The sequence below is a fragment of the Coprococcus phoceensis genome (genome assembly GCF_900104635.1).
Lineage (GTDB): Bacteria > Bacillota > Clostridia > Lachnospirales > Lachnospiraceae > Faecalimonas > Faecalimonas phoceensis.
This window is the reverse complement of record NZ_FNWC01000006.1, coordinates 298,138-314,461: the sequence shown is the minus strand read 5'-3', so window position 1 is coordinate 314,461 and position 16,324 is coordinate 298,138. Positions and strand designations below refer to the sequence as shown.

At 42.5% G+C, this 16,324-nt stretch carries 22 protein-coding genes; all 22 read right to left on the bottom strand.

The features are described 5' to 3' along the window. Positions 1-15: 15 nt before the first annotated feature. The 22 genes from rpsF to BQ5364_RS02310 all read right to left on the bottom strand — a co-directional run bounded on the left by rpsF (position 16) and on the right by BQ5364_RS02310 (position 16,319). On the bottom strand, positions 16-303 hold the full coding sequence (gene rpsF, locus BQ5364_RS02415) for a 30S ribosomal protein S6 (RefSeq protein WP_004612984.1): 288 nt from the start codon (positions 301-303) through the stop codon (positions 16-18). Positions 304-415: 112 nt separating this feature from the next. Continuing rightward, complete coding sequence (locus tag BQ5364_RS02410; protein ID WP_004612985.1) at positions 416-604, bottom strand: DUF951 domain-containing protein; 189 nt, start codon at positions 602-604, stop codon at positions 416-418. 13 nt (positions 605-617) lie between these two features. After that, complete coding sequence (gene srtB, locus BQ5364_RS02405; protein WP_004612986.1) at positions 618-1,421, bottom strand: class B sortase; 804 nt, start codon at positions 1,419-1,421, stop codon at positions 618-620. A 72-nt stretch (positions 1,422-1,493) separates the two neighbouring features. Further along, on the bottom strand, positions 1,494-2,786 hold the full coding sequence (locus BQ5364_RS02400) for a UDP-N-acetylglucosamine 1-carboxyvinyltransferase (protein WP_004612987.1): 1,293 nt from the start codon (positions 2,784-2,786) through the stop codon (positions 1,494-1,496). 155 nt (positions 2,787-2,941) lie between these two features. Beyond that, positions 2,942-3,439, bottom strand: coding sequence for a shikimate kinase (locus tag BQ5364_RS02395; protein ID WP_004612988.1), 498 nt, complete (start codon positions 3,437-3,439; stop codon positions 2,942-2,944). Between the two features lie 26 nt (positions 3,440-3,465). Then, complete coding sequence (locus BQ5364_RS02390; RefSeq protein ID WP_022250704.1) at positions 3,466-3,882, bottom strand: hypothetical protein; 417 nt, start codon at positions 3,880-3,882, stop codon at positions 3,466-3,468. A gap of 63 nt (positions 3,883-3,945) precedes the next feature. Next, positions 3,946-4,353, bottom strand: coding sequence for a TM2 domain-containing protein (locus BQ5364_RS02385; RefSeq protein WP_022250703.1), 408 nt, complete (start codon positions 4,351-4,353; stop codon positions 3,946-3,948). A 20-nt stretch (positions 4,354-4,373) separates the two neighbouring features. Then, a complete protein-coding gene (locus BQ5364_RS02380) occupies positions 4,374-6,095 on the bottom strand; it encodes an AAA family ATPase (RefSeq protein WP_004612991.1) in 1,722 nt (573 codons plus the stop codon). 59 nt (positions 6,096-6,154) lie between these two features. Further along, entirely contained in the window at positions 6,155-6,436 is a 282-nt protein-coding gene (gene atpC / locus BQ5364_RS02375) for an ATP synthase F1 subunit epsilon (RefSeq protein ID WP_004612992.1), read from the bottom strand. A gap of 12 nt (positions 6,437-6,448) precedes the next feature. Further along, positions 6,449-7,840 (bottom strand): F0F1 ATP synthase subunit beta, encoded by a 1,392-nt coding sequence (gene atpD, locus BQ5364_RS02370; RefSeq protein ID WP_004612993.1) that lies wholly within the window; start codon positions 7,838-7,840, stop codon positions 6,449-6,451. A 12-nt stretch (positions 7,841-7,852) separates the two neighbouring features. Beyond that, positions 7,853-8,710: an ATP synthase F1 subunit gamma gene (atpG, locus tag BQ5364_RS02365; RefSeq protein WP_071143559.1), complete on the bottom strand. Its 858-nt coding sequence runs from the start codon at positions 8,708-8,710 to the stop codon at positions 7,853-7,855. 18 nt (positions 8,711-8,728) lie between these two features. After that, positions 8,729-10,240, bottom strand: coding sequence for a F0F1 ATP synthase subunit alpha (gene atpA / locus BQ5364_RS02360; protein ID WP_004612995.1), 1,512 nt, complete (start codon positions 10,238-10,240; stop codon positions 8,729-8,731). Positions 10,241-10,265: 25 nt separating this feature from the next. After that, positions 10,266-10,811, bottom strand: coding sequence for an ATP synthase F1 subunit delta (gene atpH, locus BQ5364_RS02355; protein WP_004612996.1), 546 nt, complete (start codon positions 10,809-10,811; stop codon positions 10,266-10,268). After that, positions 10,799-11,314 (bottom strand): F0F1 ATP synthase subunit B, encoded by a 516-nt coding sequence (atpF, locus tag BQ5364_RS02350; RefSeq protein ID WP_004612997.1) that lies wholly within the window; start codon positions 11,312-11,314, stop codon positions 10,799-10,801. The genes atpH and atpF overlap by 13 nt, the downstream gene beginning before the upstream one ends. A 40-nt stretch (positions 11,315-11,354) precedes the next feature. Then, positions 11,355-11,621, bottom strand: coding sequence for an ATP synthase F0 subunit C (atpE, locus tag BQ5364_RS02345; protein WP_004612998.1), 267 nt, complete (start codon positions 11,619-11,621; stop codon positions 11,355-11,357). Positions 11,622-11,664: 43 nt separating this feature from the next. Further along, the gene (gene atpB, locus BQ5364_RS02340) at positions 11,665-12,378 is read right to left on the bottom strand and encodes a F0F1 ATP synthase subunit A (protein WP_004612999.1); all 714 of its coding nucleotides are present in this window, start codon (positions 12,376-12,378) and stop codon (positions 11,665-11,667) included. 14 nt (positions 12,379-12,392) lie between these two features. After that, entirely contained in the window at positions 12,393-12,782 is a 390-nt protein-coding gene (locus BQ5364_RS02335; protein WP_071143558.1) for a hypothetical protein, read from the bottom strand. Continuing rightward, a complete protein-coding gene (locus tag BQ5364_RS02330; protein WP_022250700.1) occupies positions 12,769-13,017 on the bottom strand; it encodes an AtpZ/AtpI family protein in 249 nt (82 codons plus the stop codon). Before BQ5364_RS02330 ends, BQ5364_RS02335 begins: the two co-directional genes overlap by 14 nt. Positions 13,018-13,164: 147 nt before the next feature. Further along, a complete protein-coding gene (locus BQ5364_RS02325) occupies positions 13,165-13,659 on the bottom strand; it encodes a tRNA (cytidine(34)-2'-O)-methyltransferase (RefSeq protein ID WP_004613002.1) in 495 nt (164 codons plus the stop codon). A gap of 6 nt (positions 13,660-13,665) precedes the next feature. Beyond that, positions 13,666-14,835: an aminotransferase class I/II-fold pyridoxal phosphate-dependent enzyme gene (locus tag BQ5364_RS02320; RefSeq protein WP_004613003.1), complete on the bottom strand. Its 1,170-nt coding sequence runs from the start codon at positions 14,833-14,835 to the stop codon at positions 13,666-13,668. Beyond that, positions 14,835-15,317, bottom strand: coding sequence for an Lrp/AsnC family transcriptional regulator (locus BQ5364_RS02315; protein ID WP_004613004.1), 483 nt, complete (start codon positions 15,315-15,317; stop codon positions 14,835-14,837). Before BQ5364_RS02315 ends, BQ5364_RS02320 begins: the two co-directional genes overlap by 1 nt. Positions 15,318-15,326: 9 nt before the next feature. Continuing rightward, complete coding sequence (locus tag BQ5364_RS02310; RefSeq protein ID WP_004613005.1) at positions 15,327-16,319, bottom strand: AIR synthase-related protein; 993 nt, start codon at positions 16,317-16,319, stop codon at positions 15,327-15,329. Positions 16,320-16,324 lie beyond the last annotated feature (5 nt).

Genomic DNA, 16,324 nt, shown 5'->3' with positions numbered 1-16,324 from the left:
ATTTCCTCTCTTCTCTTATGCTTCCTGTCTAACGCATAAATATCTGAGTACGTTATCCATGATACGAAGTCTTGCTTCCATCTCAGCTGGAACTGTAGCATCAGATTCGAAGTGGATGAAGTAGTAATATCCTTCTTTCATCTTCTGAATTTCGTAAGCTAATCTTTTCTTACCCCATTCATCAACGTCAGTTACGTTACCACCGAAACGAGCGATTAATTCTTTCACTTTTTCGATTGTAGCTGTTCTAGCGTCGTCTTCGATTTTTGCATTGACAACAACTGCTAATTCATATTTGTTCATGTCACTTGCACCTCCTTATGGTCTCTGGCTCCTGAATCACTCAGGAACAAGGAATAAAATAATATATCACAATTTGGCATTTTACCACATTTTCAAGCTCGGCGCAAGCACTTTATTGTTTTTTCTTTAATTCTCTTGTATTCTTTTCTACAAGCTTTCTCGCAATCATGATCTGATGTCCGCATCCTATACATTTGAGACGAAAATCAGCACCTACTCTTAATATCTCCCACTCAAAGCTGCCACATGGATGCTTTTTTTTCAGTCTTACAACATCTCCAACTTCATACATATCAGCCATATTCTGCCCCTTCCTATTTTACCGCTTCTTCTTTGATCATCACGCCATGCACCAAAAAACGTTCATCATCTCTGACATTGGTACATGTTGACAAACTAACAATCTTAGACGCCGTCGTCACCTCGGCGCTTGTCGGGTACGCCGACTGCTGCTTTATGTAATCGATATAAGTCTGGAACGCCGCATCATCTGCATAATCCATAATATAGCTGTCAGAAGTATCTTTTACCACGCCTGCCGAAAAAATCTCATATGTTCTTACTTTTCCGTCCGGTGTATAGATATAAAAATATGGATGTTCCTTGTAAAAACTGTCATCCTTATATTTCAGCAACTGCGCAAACATGGAGCCATTCTTCATGTTATGTCCATAAATAAATGTATTTCTTCCCGAAAAATCTCCCGGATTGTTCACATCCACAAACAGTGTTCCTAATTTATTTGTGTTTGCTTCAAACGTTCTTTTTAAGTATTCTTCGTTATCTCTTCCCTGAACGACCGGATAATTGATCTCTGACGGTTCGTCAAACCGAATCCATCCAACCACATCGGAATTCATCTCCAGCAATTTTTCAAAATCAACAGAAAACGTCTCTTCTTTCGTATCATCTTTTTTCTCTGTATTAATGACCAGATCCTGAATCTTTTGGTATTCTTTGTCACCTTTATTGTACTCCGAAAAAATACCATATAATTTGTACGCCGAAACCGCAAACACTACAATCGCAATCACAAGGATGATATTTGAAACAATATTGCTTCCACCCTTTTTCTTTCTTCTTCCCCGATGATGTTTCTTTTTGTTTTCTTCCGCCATCTCTTTTTACTCCTTCTTGTTTAATGTACAAAAAGGTGAATGCAATACATTCACCCCTTTCGCTCTTCTGTTTTAGCTCACTTTCAACTTGAACTTCTGAATCTCTTTTTCACTGGATACTCGTTCTATTATTCCGCCGAGACTTCTGAGTTTTTCTTCAAATCTCTCATATCCTCTCTGAATGTAAACAATATCATCCACGATCGTAATTCCATCCGCCGCAAGTCCTGCGATGCAAAGCGCTGCACCCGCACGTAAATCCGGAGCACTTACTCTCGCTCCCGAAAATCTCTCAACACCTTCAATCGTTGCAGAATTTCCTTCAATCTTAGCGATCGCTCCCATACGTGCCAGCTCATCTAAATATTTAAAACGATTTTCAAAAATACTTTCTGCGATAATACTTGTTCCCTCGCAAAGCGCAAGCGTCACACCAATCTGCGGCTGCATATCTGTCGGGAATCCCGGATACGGAAGCGTCTTTACCTGTGTGTGCTTCAAACGCGTCTTCGCAACTACACGTACAGCATCGTCAAATTCTTCAATCTCACACCCAATCTCTTCCAACTTCGCAATTGTAGCCTCCAAATGTTTTGGAATGACATTCAAAACAGTCACATCTCCTTTTGTAACTGCCGCCGCAAACATAAATGTCCCTGCCTCAATCTGATCCGGAATAATCGAATACTCCGTCTTATGAAGCTTTTCAACACCTTTGATCTTGATCACATCTGTTCCGGCGCCTTTGATGTTCGCTCCCATACTGTTCAGGAAGTTCGCAACATCCACTACATGTGGCTCTTTCGCAACGTTCTCAAGAATCGTAACACCTTCTGCCATCGCTGCAGCCATCATCACATTGATTGTGGCTCCAACACTCACAACGTCAAAATAAAGATGTGTTCCTTCTAATTTCTCTGCCTCGGCAATGATCTTTCCGTATTCAATCTCAACCTCGGCGCCCAATGCTCTAAAACCTTTCAGATGCTGGTCAATCGGTCTGCTTCCGATATTGCAGCCCCCAGGAAGCGCCACCTCAGCTCTTCTGTATTTTCCAAGTAATGCTCCTAGTAAATAATAAGATGCTCTGATCTTCTTGATATAGTCATACTCAATACTAAAATCCTGCACACCGGCTCCATTGATCCGCACTGTATGTCGGTCTATACGCTGAACCGTGGCTCCTATTCCTGCCATCGCTTCCAACAACACATTGATGTCATTCACATCCGGTAAATTCTCTATCGTAACAGTCTCATCTGTCATAATTGCCGCTGCTAAAATAGCTAATGCTGCATTCTTTGCTCCGCCTATCTCTACTTCCCCTACTAACGGATTTCCACCCTTAATAATATACTGTTCCATTTCACACCTCAATTATCAGATTTCCATTCCATGCTGAAACTTTTTCAGTCATACTTCTCCCAGTTTTATTTATACTTCTTTGCTATTATAACACAAAATGTATTTTTGTAAAATTATTTTTCCAAATATAAACCGAAATAGGAGGTCTGCGCCTCCTATTCTTCAAATAATTTCAATACATTTCCTATCGTCTCTTCAATTGTTAATCCGTCCTCGCAAATTGTATAATCCGCATACTTTTCGAATAGGCAAACCCTTTCTTCGTATAAATCCTTTAAAGTCTGCCCTTCTTTCAAGACAACTCCACGGCTTTTCGCATTTTGGATTCTTCTGTCTATTGTCTCATAGGATACCTTTAAATATACAACTGTTCCCGTTTTTTTGTAATGTTCCATTGCTTCTTCACAATATACAACACTGCCCCCCGGTGCAATCACCGCATTTTCCACATCCAAGTCCCGGTTAACCTGATTCTCTATTGCAAGAAATCCGTCATTTCCTTCCTGCGCGATAATCTCTTTGAGCAATCGCTTCTCCTGCTTTTGTATCAGCAGATCCGTATCCACAAACTCATATCCAAGCCGCTTGGCAACTACAACACCCACCGTACTTTTTCCTACAGCAGGCATTCCAATCAAAACAATATTTTTCATATGTATCTCTCCATTCCATTATTCAATCAGAAATAAAAATTCCTTCTGCATTTTCTATGATCGCACCTTCGCCGGAATAACTCCTGATACACCATAATCTGAATCATATCTCCCAACCAGTCCTCTTTCCGGCGTCTTCTGATCCCCATATGTTCCTGTGCTTCCATCTGCATTTCTTCCGGCTCTATCCCATCCAGTTCTTTCACTCTGTCGTAAATTCTTCTGCACATCATACGCATCTGCAGCTGATCCGGATATTCATCATAGACAACACTGCCTTCATATGCCATCCTGTCACACTCATCTTCCACATAGGGCAGCAACCTCTTTGCTGTCTCCGGATACATGCTTTTCATATACTCAAAATCACGCTGTTCTATTCGCTCATCATCATATTGTAAGGGCATCGGGTATGCCATATAATATGGTAATCGGTAATCCACAGGCTTGCACTTCCATTTCTATATACGCTCTAGTATATAGTATGCCAAAATATTTGAGATGTTCTATTCTTTCAGCGGAATTCCTCTTCCGTCTGTATTGATACTGCCGGTCAAGATCAAAATTCCTTCTATAAATCCCCATATTCCTGAAATAATACTTCCGATTCCACAGGTTGCCACCGTCAGAACAAGCTGAATAACCGCTTTTGTTGTATATCCCAAATAAAAATTATGCACACCTAGCGAGCCGAGAAAAATACCTAACAGTCCTCCTGCCAGCTTTGATTTCTGCTCCACCATAGGTCTTTGATTCACAAGACTCGCTCCGCACATCGTACAATATGTCATCCCGACATTGGTAGCATTTCCACAATTTGGGCAATAGTTATCCCCAGTTCCATTCGAAAATCCACAGTTTATACACACTGCAGCATTCGGATCAATCGGTTTTCCACAATTTCTGCAAAACATGTTTTCTTCCTCCTTATACTTTACGATTCTATCTTTTGTTTTTCTACTGTAATTTTACAATTTTTTTTATAAAAAGCAATGCCATAGCATAGTACTTCACGGTATCCATCACGCAAAAATTCTTCTTCATAATGCTTCATTCTGATTTGCTCCACTGCTTTCAAGCTACATTTTTCCATCTGGTGAAAGCTTTCAGACACCTTCAGCTCAAAAAGGATCACCGGTTTCTCTACATCCATACTTTTCAGGCAAATATCATATCTTCCATCACCGGACTCACGATTGGAGTAAGAATAATAGTCTCCCATTCCGCCAAAAATACCCATGAGAAATCCGTGATAAAAAGCTTCTTTTGTGTCGTAAAAACTAATCCCTTCACGCAAAAGCTCTGAAATCGTTTTTTCTAATCCAATTACCTCGCCCTCTGTTACATATCGATACAACTCTGAAAAATCTTTCTTTTTTACTTTTTTCCCAAACCAGGAAAGCACCGTATTTTTATAGATATAGAGAATCTCTTCATTCGGAATACTCATCGAAATATAACGAATCCCATCTCTCAGCGCCTCATCCACTTTCTTTAAGTAGCCTGTAAAAAACAAGAAATTCCAAATATTTTCCTCTGATTCCTCCACTCCGATATCCTCATACGTAATATCTTCGTGAATTGGTTTTTCAATGCTTTCCCCCTGGATCAGCAGCTCTATCTCCTGTTTTACTTTTATATCCGCCTTTTCTACTAAAGTTTTCACAATACTGTTCGAACTTGTATTTGCCCAAAATGGTCTTGGTAAAGATGTCATATCTGCCCAAATCAACTCCACATAATTCAATACACTCCAGGGATTATATACTTCCGTCCGTCCAAATACATATCCATCATACCATCTTTTCACTACATCCGCGAAATCACTTCTATCATAAAATGCAAGAATCTCATCTACTTCTTTTTGTGTAAAACCAAAATGCTCTGAATACATTGGATTCGTAATGGAGATAATCTTCAGATTGTTCAATCCTGTAAAAATACTCTCTTTCGAGATTCGAAGACAACCTGTGATCACAGCAAACTCCAAGCTGTCATTCGTCTTCAACGCTGACTCAAAAAGAGATCTGATCAGCGGAATCATCTTCTCATAAAAGCCTCCAAAATAAGAGTTCTCCAGTGGGACATCATACTCATCGATCAGGATAATTACTTTTTCTCTATAACTTTTCGCCAGACAAGCTGACAGAAAACGCAGTGCATCCAGATAATCTGCATCCGTTCCCTTAACATCGCGTATTGCAAGAAAGCGTTCTTTTTCTTCTTCCGTCAATTTCCCAATTTTCAAAAGTTCTTCATGTCTGCCAAATTCCTCGGCAATCATTTTCTTCATCTGTATATAAGACAAGTCGAAATTCGCCTGCTTCATTGTTTTTAGTGAAATACTGATCACCGGATATCTCGATATGTGCTTTAAATACTTTTCCCCGGCAGCCATAATTTCCAACCCCTGAAAAAGCTTCCGAGCATCACAGTAATCTTTTTCAAAAAAGCACTGTAACATGCTAAGTCCCAGTGTCTTACCGAAACGCCTTGGTCTTGTAAACAAATTAACTTTTCCCCGCATATCCAAAAGTTCTTTTATCAACAACGTTTTATCTACGTAATAATACCCCTCTTGTATCATTTCCTTAAAATTGTCCACTCCGATTGGAAACGGTTTAAATCCCACTTTCTCACTTCCTTTCCGCATCATTATTTACTAATATTATAGCTTGTTATATACTCTTTTAGCAAGAAAAAAGATGTCCGTAATTAAACAGACACCTTTTCAGTCCACTGCACACCTTCGGCAAGCACTGTGATCTTCTCCTGCAGGATTTCCACAAAGCCACCAGACACAGTTACTTTTTTCATCTCTGTGCCCTTGTGTATCTTCATCACACAAGGCTCCAGAATTGTCGTCAGCGGGATATGGTTCTTGTAAACTCCCATATCGCCGCCCACAGATGTGAATTCCAAAAAGCTTGCTTCCCCTTCGTAGAACATCTCCTCCGGAGAAATAATTTTCAACTCAAACATATTATTTTCTGCCATGCGCACACACCTCTACTTTACTCTGGCAAGTACGTCATCAATATTTCCCGCATTCAAGAAATAACCTTCCGGAATATCATCATGTTTTCCTTCCAAAATTTCTTTGAATCCCTGTACTGTCTCACTGATTGGCACATATCGCCCCTCAAGCCCTGTAAACTGTGTCGCGACAAAGAATGGCTGAGATAAAAATCTTTGTATCTTTCGCGCACGTGATACAGTGAGCTTATCTTCCTCTGAAAGCTCATCCATACCGAGCATTGCAATAATATCCTGTAATTCTTTATATTTCTGCAGCACTTCCTGTACACCGCGCGCCACCTTGTAATGCTCTTCGCCCACGATATTCGGGTCGAGCATTCTCGACGAAGAGTCAAGTGGATCTACTGCCGGATAAATACCAAGCTCTGTGATTGCACGGGAAAGTACGACTTTCGCATCCAGATGGGCAAATGTCGTAGCCGGAGCCGGGTCAGTCAAGTCGTCCGCAGGCACATAGACAGCCTGAACAGACGTGATTGATCCGTTCTTTGTCGATGTGATACGCTCCTGCAAAGCCCCCATCTCCGTCTGCAATGTCGGCTGATATCCTACCGCAGAAGGCATACGTCCCAAAAGCGCGGACACTTCCGATCCTGCCTGTGTAAAACGGAAAATATTGTCGATAAACAAAAGTACGTCTTTTCCACCTTTGTCACGGAAATATTCTGCCATCGTAAGACCTGTAAGCCCTACGCGCATACGCGCTCCAGGCGGCTCATTCATCTGCCCGAACACCATCGCCGTCTTATTGATTACTCCTGATTCCTGCATCTCATAATAAAGGTCATTTCCCTCTCTTGTACGCTCTCCGACACCTGTAAATACAGAATATCCACCGTGTTCTGTCGCAATATTTGTGATCAGTTCCTGAATCAGCACTGTCTTTCCCACACCAGCTCCACCGAACAGACCAATTTTTCCACCTTTCTGATATGGGCAGAGAAGGTCTACGACTTTGATACCTGTCTCAAGCATCTCCGCCTCAGTTGCCTGTTCCTCAAACGAAGGAGCCTTTCTGTGAATCGGCTCATATTCAACATCTGTCGGAGCCGGTTTCTCATCAATCGGTTCACCGAGGACATTAAAGATACGCCCCAGTGTATTCTCTCCTACCGGCACGGAAATTGCAGCTCCTGTGGCAACCGCTTCCATCCCCCGGACTAAACCGTCCGTCGGTCCCATGGCGATACATCTCACCACATCATCTCCTAGATGCTGTGCAACCTCCACCACAAGTCTGCTTTTATCCTGTCTTGTGATCTCGATTGCTTCGTTAATCTCCGGAAGATGTCCGTCTGCGTATTTGATATCTAAGACCGCACCGATAATCTGAGTGATTTTTCCTATATTTTTTTCTGCCATTTTTTCACTCCTCTATCCGATAGCTTCCGCTCCGGCTATAATTTCTGTTAATTCCTGTGTGATCGCTCCCTGACGGGCGCGATTATATTTTAATTCCAAATCATCAATAATCTCTTCTGCATTGTTTGTTGCAGAGTCCATCGCCTGCATACGGGCGCCGTTCTCGCTTGCAACCGCCTCCACAAAAGCGCCGTACAAAATACTTGTCATATACTTCGGAATGAGAAGACTGATCGCCTCCTCTTCATTCGGCTCAAAATTCATCAATACGGACTCTTTCTTTTCTTCTGCAGGCACAGTTTCTGCACTCACCGGAAGCAGTTTCATCAGCTTCGGAATATGACTGACCGTATTTTTAAACTCTGTATACGCCACATAGATTTCTCCGACTTCTCCTTTTGAGAAATCATCAAGCAGTCTCTCCCCGATCCGGCGTGCATCTGCATACGTCGGTTCGTCAATGATATCCGAGTAATCCTCTGCAATTTGATATCCTTTTCTTGCAAGACTTTCCACACCTTTTCTGCCGACTGTGTAAAGCCGGATACGTTCTTTTTCTATCCCGCTTTCCACGATTAGTCTTGCAATATTTGCATTGTATCCGCCCGCAAGACCGCGGTTTGAGGTCACTGCCACAACCGCAACATTTTTGGAATCACTTTTTCGCAAATACGGATGCTCTATATTGCCCGCCTTCGCAAGCATGGAAGTCACTGTCTGATACATATATTCAAAATACGCCTTCGAGTTCTCTGCACGCATTCTTGCTTTTTGCAGCTTTACAGTCGAAACAAGCTTCATGGCTTTGGTGATCTGCTGCGTACTTTGAATACTTCCGCGGCGTCTTTTTATCTCTCTCATGGATGCCATGATCGTCTTCCTCCTTTTTTACTGATGTGTGAACTGTAGCTTGAACTCTTCAATCGCTTTTACAAGCGCAGCTTCATTTTCTTCTGTGATAACCTTTTCCGTCTTAATTGATTCCGGAATCTCCGGATATTTTGTCTGGATAAATTCAAACAGTTCTGTCTCAAAACGTAAAATATCTTCCACCGCAATGTCAAGCAGATGTTTTCTCGTCGCCGCATAGATGATGATTACCTGATACTCTACCGGCATCGGCTTGTACTGCGGCTGTTTTAATACTTCTTTGATTCGTACTCCCTGTGCAAGTCGTTCTTTTGTATCTGCATCTAATTCAGATCCAAACTGTGCAAATGCCGCAAGTTCACGGTACTGTGCAAGATCAATACGAATCGGTCCCGCAATCTTCTTCATCGCCTTGATCTGTGCCGAACCTCCTACACGCGACACAGAGATCCCCGGATTGACCGCAGGTCTAAAACCGGCGTTAAACATCTCTGTCTCAAGGAAAATCTGTCCGTCCGTGATTGAGATGACATTCGTCGGAATGTAAGCAGATACATCACCTGCCTGTGTCTCAATGATCGGGAGCGCAGTTAATGAACCACCGCCTAATTTATCTGATAATCTGGCTGCTCGTTCCAATAATCTAGAGTGCAGATAGAATACATCTCCCGGATAAGCCTCACGTCCTGGCGGTCTGCGAAGAAGTAAGGAAAGAGTACGATAAGCTGTCGCATGTTTGGACAAATCATCATACACGATCAGTACGTCCTCTCCATTTTCCATCCACTCTTCTCCCATCGCACATCCTGAGTACGGTGCGATGTACTGAAGCGGTGCAAGCTCACTTGCCGTTGATGCGACAACGGTTGTGTAATCCATTGCCCCGTATTCTTCAAATACCTTCACAATATTTGCCACTGTAGATGCCTTCTGACCAATGGCAACGTAAATACATTTTACTCCCTGCCCTTTTTGATTGATGATCGTATCAATCGCAATCGCAGTCTTTCCTGTCTGTCTGTCCCCGATGATCAGCTCACGCTGTCCTCTTCCAATCGGAACCATAGAATCAATCGCCTTGATTCCGGTCTGCAGCGGCGTATCTACAGATTTACGCGCAATAACTCCGGAAGCAACTCTTTCTATCTGTCTGAAATTTGTCGCCTGAATCGGTCCTTTCCCATCAATCGGCTGTCCTAATGCGTTCACGACACGTCCAAGCATGCAGTCCCCTACCGGAACCTCCACTACTCTTCCCGTCGTCTTTACCGTATCTCCCTCGTTGATATTTCTCTGATCCCCTAAAAGAACTGCACCTACATTGTCTTCTTCCAGGTTCAGCACCATACCATACACTTCACCAGGGAACTCTAACAGCTCTCCCTGCATCGCATTTTCCAGTCCGTGGATACGTGCAATACCATCGGCTACCTGAATAACCGTTCCCACATCCGATACTTCTAACTCCGATGCGTATCTTTTAATCTGTTCTTTAATGACAGAGCTGATTTCTTCTGGTCTTAAGTTCATGGAGCAAATCCACCTTCCTTCTGTTTTATAGTTGAATTTTTCTTAAATTTTTCGACAGCTCATATAGCTTTGTCCGAATACTGCTGTCAACAATGCGATCCCCGATTCGAATGACCATGCCGCCAATCAGCGACGAATCCACTTCATAATTCATCTCGAACTTCTCATAAGAGGTCGTCTCCAAAAGTTTTTGTTCTACCTTTTCTTTCTGCTCCCCGCTCAGTTCAATTGCTGTCACCACGCGGGCACTTCCAATCTTCTTCTCTTCTTTCACAAGTCCGATAAAATATTTGAACACGGCACACATATCTTTCGCATGCCCTTTTTTGATGAGAAGCGTCATCAGTCCGATGATCTCTTTTGGGATCTTTTGCGAAAATGTCTCCTCGACAATTTTTATTTTTTCTTCTTTTCCAATATTTGGATGATTCATCAGTTTGCTAAATTCTTCATTTGCCCACAAACTATCCACCACACACACTGCCGCCTCAAAGAATTCGTCAATGCACTCTTCTTCACAGGCGACTGCAAACAGTGCATCTCCATATGTCTTCGAAACTAACTTAGCCATGTATGATCACCCATCTCTTTCAACGTCTCATCAATAAGACCTTCTTGTACTTTTGTATCAATCGAAGCTGCTACCACTTTTCCTGCCATCATAGATGCAATGGTAATCATTTCCTGTTTCATATCATCCAACGCCCGTTTTTTTTCTAACTCAATCTGGGCATTGGCATGCTCTATAATACGGGCTGCCTCTTCTTTTGCCTCCGCAACGATCTTTGCCTCATTCTGCATCGCTTTTTTGCGCGCAGCGCTTAAGATCTCCTGCGCTTCTTTATCTACTTCTTTCAGCTTTCTGTCATACTCTTCTTTGTATGCGATTGCCTCCTGTTTTTCCCGCTTTGCAGTCTCCTGATCATCCAGAACACGCTGTCTGCGCTTTTCAAGCAGACTCCTGACCGGATTAAACAGAAGATACGAAAGAATCGTAAATAAAAGCAGCATACTCAAGCCAAGCACAACCGCATCAAACAGAAACTGTGCGTCGAGTGTAAATAAACGATCCAAGGTTCAGCCTCCTTCCTTCTCGTTTTCTTTTTTATTTTTCTTACAACTTTCCTAACAGTGGGTTTGCAAACAAGAGAATCAATGCGATAACCAGACTGTAAAGACCTGTCGTCTCCGCAACTGCCTGTCCAAGTAACATTGTAGATGTAATATCAGATTTTGCTCCCGGATTTCTTCCTACTGCTGCCGCACCGTGTCCGGCTGCCACACCTTGTCCGATACCAGGTCCGATACCTGCGATCATCGCTAACCCCGCTCCAATTGCTGAACAAGCTAAAATTAATGCTTCGTTTGTAATTTGACTCATAATAAATTCCTCCTAAAAATCTTCTTCTAATTTTACTCTTAAATTAATCCGGTATCTTATCACTTACAAATACCATCGTCAACATACAAAATACGTATGTCTGAATTGCCCCTGAAAAGACGTCAAAGTAGGCATGCAGAAAACCTGGCCATATGATTGCAATCTGCGAAAGCAGACCATACAGCAAGGCCATGATAACCGTTCCTGACAAGACGTTTCCGAAGAGACGAAGTGACAACGAAAACGGAACGGCAATCTCCCCAATCAGGTTGATCGGGAATAAAAACGGCAGTGGTTTGAACAAGTTGGTGAACGCTCCAACTTTGTTATACCTGATATTGTTAAACTGTATCAGGAAAAATGTGATCACACCAAGCGGAAATGTAACTCCATAATCTGCTGTCGGTGGTCTCAATCCCAAAAGTCCCGAGAGATTACTGAACAAAATAAACAAAAACAAGGTCCCTATATAGTTTCGGTAAGGAATCCCTTTTTTGCCCATGCCACTTTTCACCATGCCATCCAGCATCTCCACAACGTATTCCACTGCATTTTGAAACCTTCCCGGCTTCCCGTCAGTATCCTGCAATTTTACCCTTGCAATAAGTGCAAGTATAATCAGTCCCAGACATATGAGCAGTATACTGACATGCGTCGTCGTAAGGTATAGCTCCTGCCCAAACAGTTCAAACTTCAAAAGGCTGTGTATCATAAAGTCAGCCTCTTTTGCAGCAACTATCCCTAATCCATTTCCCACATAATTCCCCTCCTTTACTTAGATTTTTTTAATTTTAAAAATAGTTTATGCATATACGGCTGTAAATACGCCGATATTTTTAATGCAATCAGTCCGGCAAGCAGAGTAAGAGGATTTCCCAAATCAAAATAGAGTACGCATCCCATCAAAATCAAAACTACCGTTATCCTCAGTGCATACGTCATTCTGACATGTTTTACCGCGCCTGTCTCTCCAAGATCCAATGCATCTTCTATGGAGTGCTTCATATGAATCGCCATTCCGCTTCCAATTGCCACTCCACTCCACAATCCAATCGCATTATACAAATCGTTCGGAAAAGCAATCAGGCAGACGATCTGCACTGCCACGCCTACCAGAATAATTCCGATAACCAATTCCAACAATGTATTATCTTTTTTCATCTTTGCCTTCCTCTTTCTTTTCTTCCAGGTCTTCATTCGCATGTCTTACAAGCAGATAAACATTACGCATCCCTGCCAATACTCCCAATATAATAAAAGGGATCGTAACCGGAAGTTTGAACTTTTCTTCCAGCCATCCGCCCACCCAGACACACAGCAGAATCGGAACGATCATGCTGATTCCCAGCTGAGTAATCAATGCAAATGTCCTGTACACACTTTTTTTGTATTTCATAGTGTCACCTCAATCTTACAACATATAACTATCTACGTCCAGCAATTTGTCGTATTTTTTTATTTTTTATTGTTAATTTTTGCACAAAAAAGATAGTTTTCTGTCGTCTGTATTATTTTTTATATATTTCAAAACAAAAGAGGGGATTTAATCCCACTCTAAACGGTGTAAATGCCCCTCTTTTGTCATATTCTGAAATCCATTTTGTCTCAGTGCTTCATATAATACAATTGCCACGGAATTCCCGAGATTCAAAGATCTGATATCTCCCACCATAGGAATACGGATACTGTCCTCCTTGTGGTGTATCAAAATCTCCTCCGGAATCCCTGCGCTCTCTTTTCCAAACATAATATAGCAGTCCGGCTCATAATTCACATCAGTATATACATTCGGTGCTTTTGTCGTTGCCATATAAATTTTTGCTCCTGGATTTTTCTCCATAAAATCCTGAAAATCAATATACGTTGTCACGTCCAGATCATCCCAATAATCCATTCCTGCACGCTTGATCGCTTTTTCATTCAATCGGAAGCCTAGTGGCTCGATCAGATGGAGACGTGTGTTTGTAGCAACACAGGTTCTCCCGATATTTCCGGTATTTGCCGGAATCTCCGGCTCAAATAATACAATATTCAACATCTTACATTACCTTTCATTTCTCAGTCGGTCAATAAATCTGCCAAGACGCCCAATCGCCTCTTTCAGGTCTTCCAAAGAATATGCATACGAAATACGAAGGAATCCCTCACCACAGTCTCCGAACGCAGTTCCCGGAACGACCGCCACCTTTTCTTCTTCCAATAATCTTGTCGCGAATTCTTCTGACGTCATCCCAAACTCTTTGATATTTGGGAAAATATAGAATGCGCCAAACGGCTCAAAGCATTCAAGCTTCATCCGTTTGAATTCATGCACAAGGAAGCGTCTTCTCTGATTATAAGACTCACGCATCTCCTTTACTTCTTCATCACAGTTGCGAAGTGCCTCCACCGCCGCATACTGGCTGTTTGTCGGCGCACACATAATCGCAAACTGATGAATCTTCACCATCTGCTCGATGATGTTCGCAGGACCGCACGCATAACCAAGCCGCCAGCCGGTCATCGCATACCCCTTTGAAAATCCATTGATCAGAATCGTGCGCTCTTTCATTCCCTCAAAACTTGCGATTGACACATGCTCTCCTTTATAGCTGAGCTCTGAGTAAATCTCATCCGAGATTACGAACAGATCATGCTTCTTCACAAGTTCCACAATCGGTTCCAAATCTTCTTTTGTCATAATAGAACCCGTCGGGTTATTTGGAAACGGCATGACAAGAATTTTTGTCTTCGGTGTAATAGCGGCTTCAAGCTCCTCTGCTGTGAGCTTAAATTCATTCTTATGCTGCAGCGGAATCACGACCGGAACTCCGTCTGCAAGAATTGTGCAAGGCAGATAGGAAACGTAGCTTGGCTGTGGAATGAGAACCTCATCCCCCGGATCCAGCATGGCACGCAGTGCAATGTCAATCCCTTCGCTTCCCCCTACAGTTACGATCACTTCATGATTGTAATCATATTGTACATTCACTTTTCTATCTAAGTATTTACAAATTTCTATTTTTAATTCTTTCAGACCGGCATTCGATGTATAAAATGTGCGCCCTTTTTCCAATGTATAGATTCCTTCTTCCCGAATACGCCAAGGCGTATCGAAGTCCGGCTCTCCTACTCCAAGTGAAATCGCATCTTTCATCTCATTTACCACGTCAAAAAATTTACGAATTCCTGACGGCTGAATGCCAACCACTTTCTGTGATAATGGATTTCTCATTACGGTGTCACCAACATCCTTTCTGATTCTGCTTTTTTCACAAGTATCGTTCCATGATCCTTATATTTTTTCAGGATAAAATGTGTCGCCGTGCTGATTACAGCCTCAACCGGAGAAAGCTTTTCCGATACAAACTGGGACACCTCTTTTAATGTTTTTCCATCCAGTGTCACCAGAAGATCATATCCTCCGGAAATCAGATAGACTGCATTCACTTCCGGATAATTGTAGATACGCTCTGCGATTCTGTCAAATCCTTGATTTCTCTGTGGAGTCACTTTCACCTCAATCAGTGCAGTCACTTTTTCCGTTCCGACTTTATCCCAGTCGATCAACGTATGGTAACCGCAGATAATCTTTTCCTTTTCCATCTGTGCAATCTCATTTGCCACAGTCACCTCATCTGTCCCAAGTAACACTGCCAGCTCGCCCAAATCTACACGGCTGTTCTTTTCGATATATTTTAAAATTGTTGTTCTCATAAACTCTCCTTACTTTGACTCATACATCTTTAATAATTCATCCGGCGCCGGTCTGTCAAGATATCTTTTCTCTTCGCCGCCCAAAATGACTCTTGCAGTATCTACAGTCGTCCTTCCAAGAACGACCGCCTGTCTCCCTTCTTTTTGGAATTTCTCTACAAGCTTCTCGCCATCCTCTGCAAAGATCAAAACACTTCCCGCCGATGTAAGCTGATACGGATTCAGATGAAAATATTCACAAATCTCCACCGTCTCCTGTCTGATCGCCATCTTTTTCAAATCAACCTCAATCCCCACACCGGAGCTTTCCGCCATCTCCCATAAAGCTGCCAGAATCCCGCCCTCGGTAATCTGGTGCATCGCTGATACCCCCGCTTTTTTTGCAGTCTGCAGTTCATCGACAGAGAACAGTTCTCCTTCCATCTGTCGAATCGGATTCAAAAATGCCGGGATAAACCGTCTTGACAATTCTTCTTCTTTTTCCCGCATCACGCGCAATGTTCCTTCCAGCGCAATCCACTTTAAAAGCACGATATCCTGTCCCGGTTTCCCCATACAGCTTCTTAGAAGTTCTTCCTTCTTTAATACGCCCATACCATTCACATATACGATTGCCTGATTGATTGCGGGACTTGTCTCCGCTTTGGCACATATAATCTGAATACCATGCGCGCTTCCCGCTCGTTCCACATACTCAATCATCGCTTTCAGACGCGATTCATACGCATACGGCGGGAGCATAATATATACTGCTGCCGCCACAGGCACTGCCCCGCGGGTTGCAAGATCATTCGCCGCCTGCGCAAGCGCAAACACGCCCAAATCTTTCTCGTTTCCATATAGAACAGCGGTAGAAGATAACACTTCCTCCCCCTCTCCTGTTTTTATCCCATAACACATCTCTTCTACAGACGGAGGAAACATCGATTCTTCTCTATGAAATTGTAATGGTTTTAAAAGCGAACGCTTTAACACGGTCTGAGATACTTTTCCTACCTTCATAACTT

Bases quoted from the DNA above. Each gene is read 5' to 3' on its own strand.
- rpsF (WP_004612984.1), bottom strand. From the start codon at position 303: ATGAACAAATATGAATTAGCAGTTGTTGTCAATGCAAAAATCGAAGAC.
- BQ5364_RS02410 (WP_004612985.1), bottom strand. From the start codon at position 604: ATGGCTGATATGTATGAAGTTGGAGATGTTGTAAGACTGAAAAAAAAG.
- srtB (WP_004612986.1), bottom strand. From the start codon at position 1,421: ATGGCGGAAGAAAACAAAAAGAAACATCATCGGGGAAGAAGAAAGAAA.
- BQ5364_RS02400 (WP_004612987.1), bottom strand. From the start codon at position 2,786: ATGGAACAGTATATTATTAAGGGTGGAAATCCGTTAGTAGGGGAAGTA.
- BQ5364_RS02395 (WP_004612988.1), bottom strand. From the start codon at position 3,439: ATGAAAAATATTGTTTTGATTGGAATGCCTGCTGTAGGAAAAAGTACG.
- BQ5364_RS02385 (WP_022250703.1), bottom strand. From the start codon at position 4,353: ATGTTTTGCAGAAATTGTGGAAAACCGATTGATCCGAATGCTGCAGTG.
- BQ5364_RS02380 (WP_004612991.1), bottom strand. From the start codon at position 6,095: ATGATGCGGAAAGGAAGTGAGAAAGTGGGATTTAAACCGTTTCCAATC.
- atpC (WP_004612992.1), bottom strand. From the start codon at position 6,436: ATGGCAGAAAATAATATGTTTGAGTTGAAAATTATTTCTCCGGAGGAG.
- atpD (WP_004612993.1), bottom strand. From the start codon at position 7,840: ATGGCAGAAAAAAATATAGGAAAAATCACTCAGATTATCGGTGCGGTC.
- atpG (WP_071143559.1), bottom strand. From the start codon at position 8,710: ATGGCATCCATGAGAGAGATAAAAAGACGCCGCGGAAGTATTCAAAGT.
- atpA (WP_004612995.1), bottom strand. From the start codon at position 10,240: ATGAACTTAAGACCAGAAGAAATCAGCTCTGTCATTAAAGAACAGATT.
- atpH (WP_004612996.1), bottom strand. From the start codon at position 10,811: ATGGCTAAGTTAGTTTCGAAGACATATGGAGATGCACTGTTTGCAGTC.
- atpE (WP_004612998.1), bottom strand. From the start codon at position 11,621: ATGAGTCAAATTACAAACGAAGCATTAATTTTAGCTTGTTCAGCAATT.
- BQ5364_RS02335 (WP_071143558.1), bottom strand. From the start codon at position 12,782: ATGAAAAAAGATAATACATTGTTGGAATTGGTTATCGGAATTATTCTG.
- BQ5364_RS02330 (WP_022250700.1), bottom strand. From the start codon at position 13,017: ATGAAATACAAAAAAAGTGTGTACAGGACATTTGCATTGATTACTCAG.
- BQ5364_RS02325 (WP_004613002.1), bottom strand. From the start codon at position 13,659: ATGTTGAATATTGTATTATTTGAGCCGGAGATTCCGGCAAATACCGGA.
- BQ5364_RS02320 (WP_004613003.1), bottom strand. From the start codon at position 14,835: ATGAGAAATCCATTATCACAGAAAGTGGTTGGCATTCAGCCGTCAGGA.
- BQ5364_RS02315 (WP_004613004.1), bottom strand. From the start codon at position 15,317: ATGAGAACAACAATTTTAAAATATATCGAAAAGAACAGCCGTGTAGAT.
- BQ5364_RS02310 (WP_004613005.1), bottom strand. From the start codon at position 16,319: ATGAAGGTAGGAAAAGTATCTCAGACCGTGTTAAAGCGTTCGCTTTTA.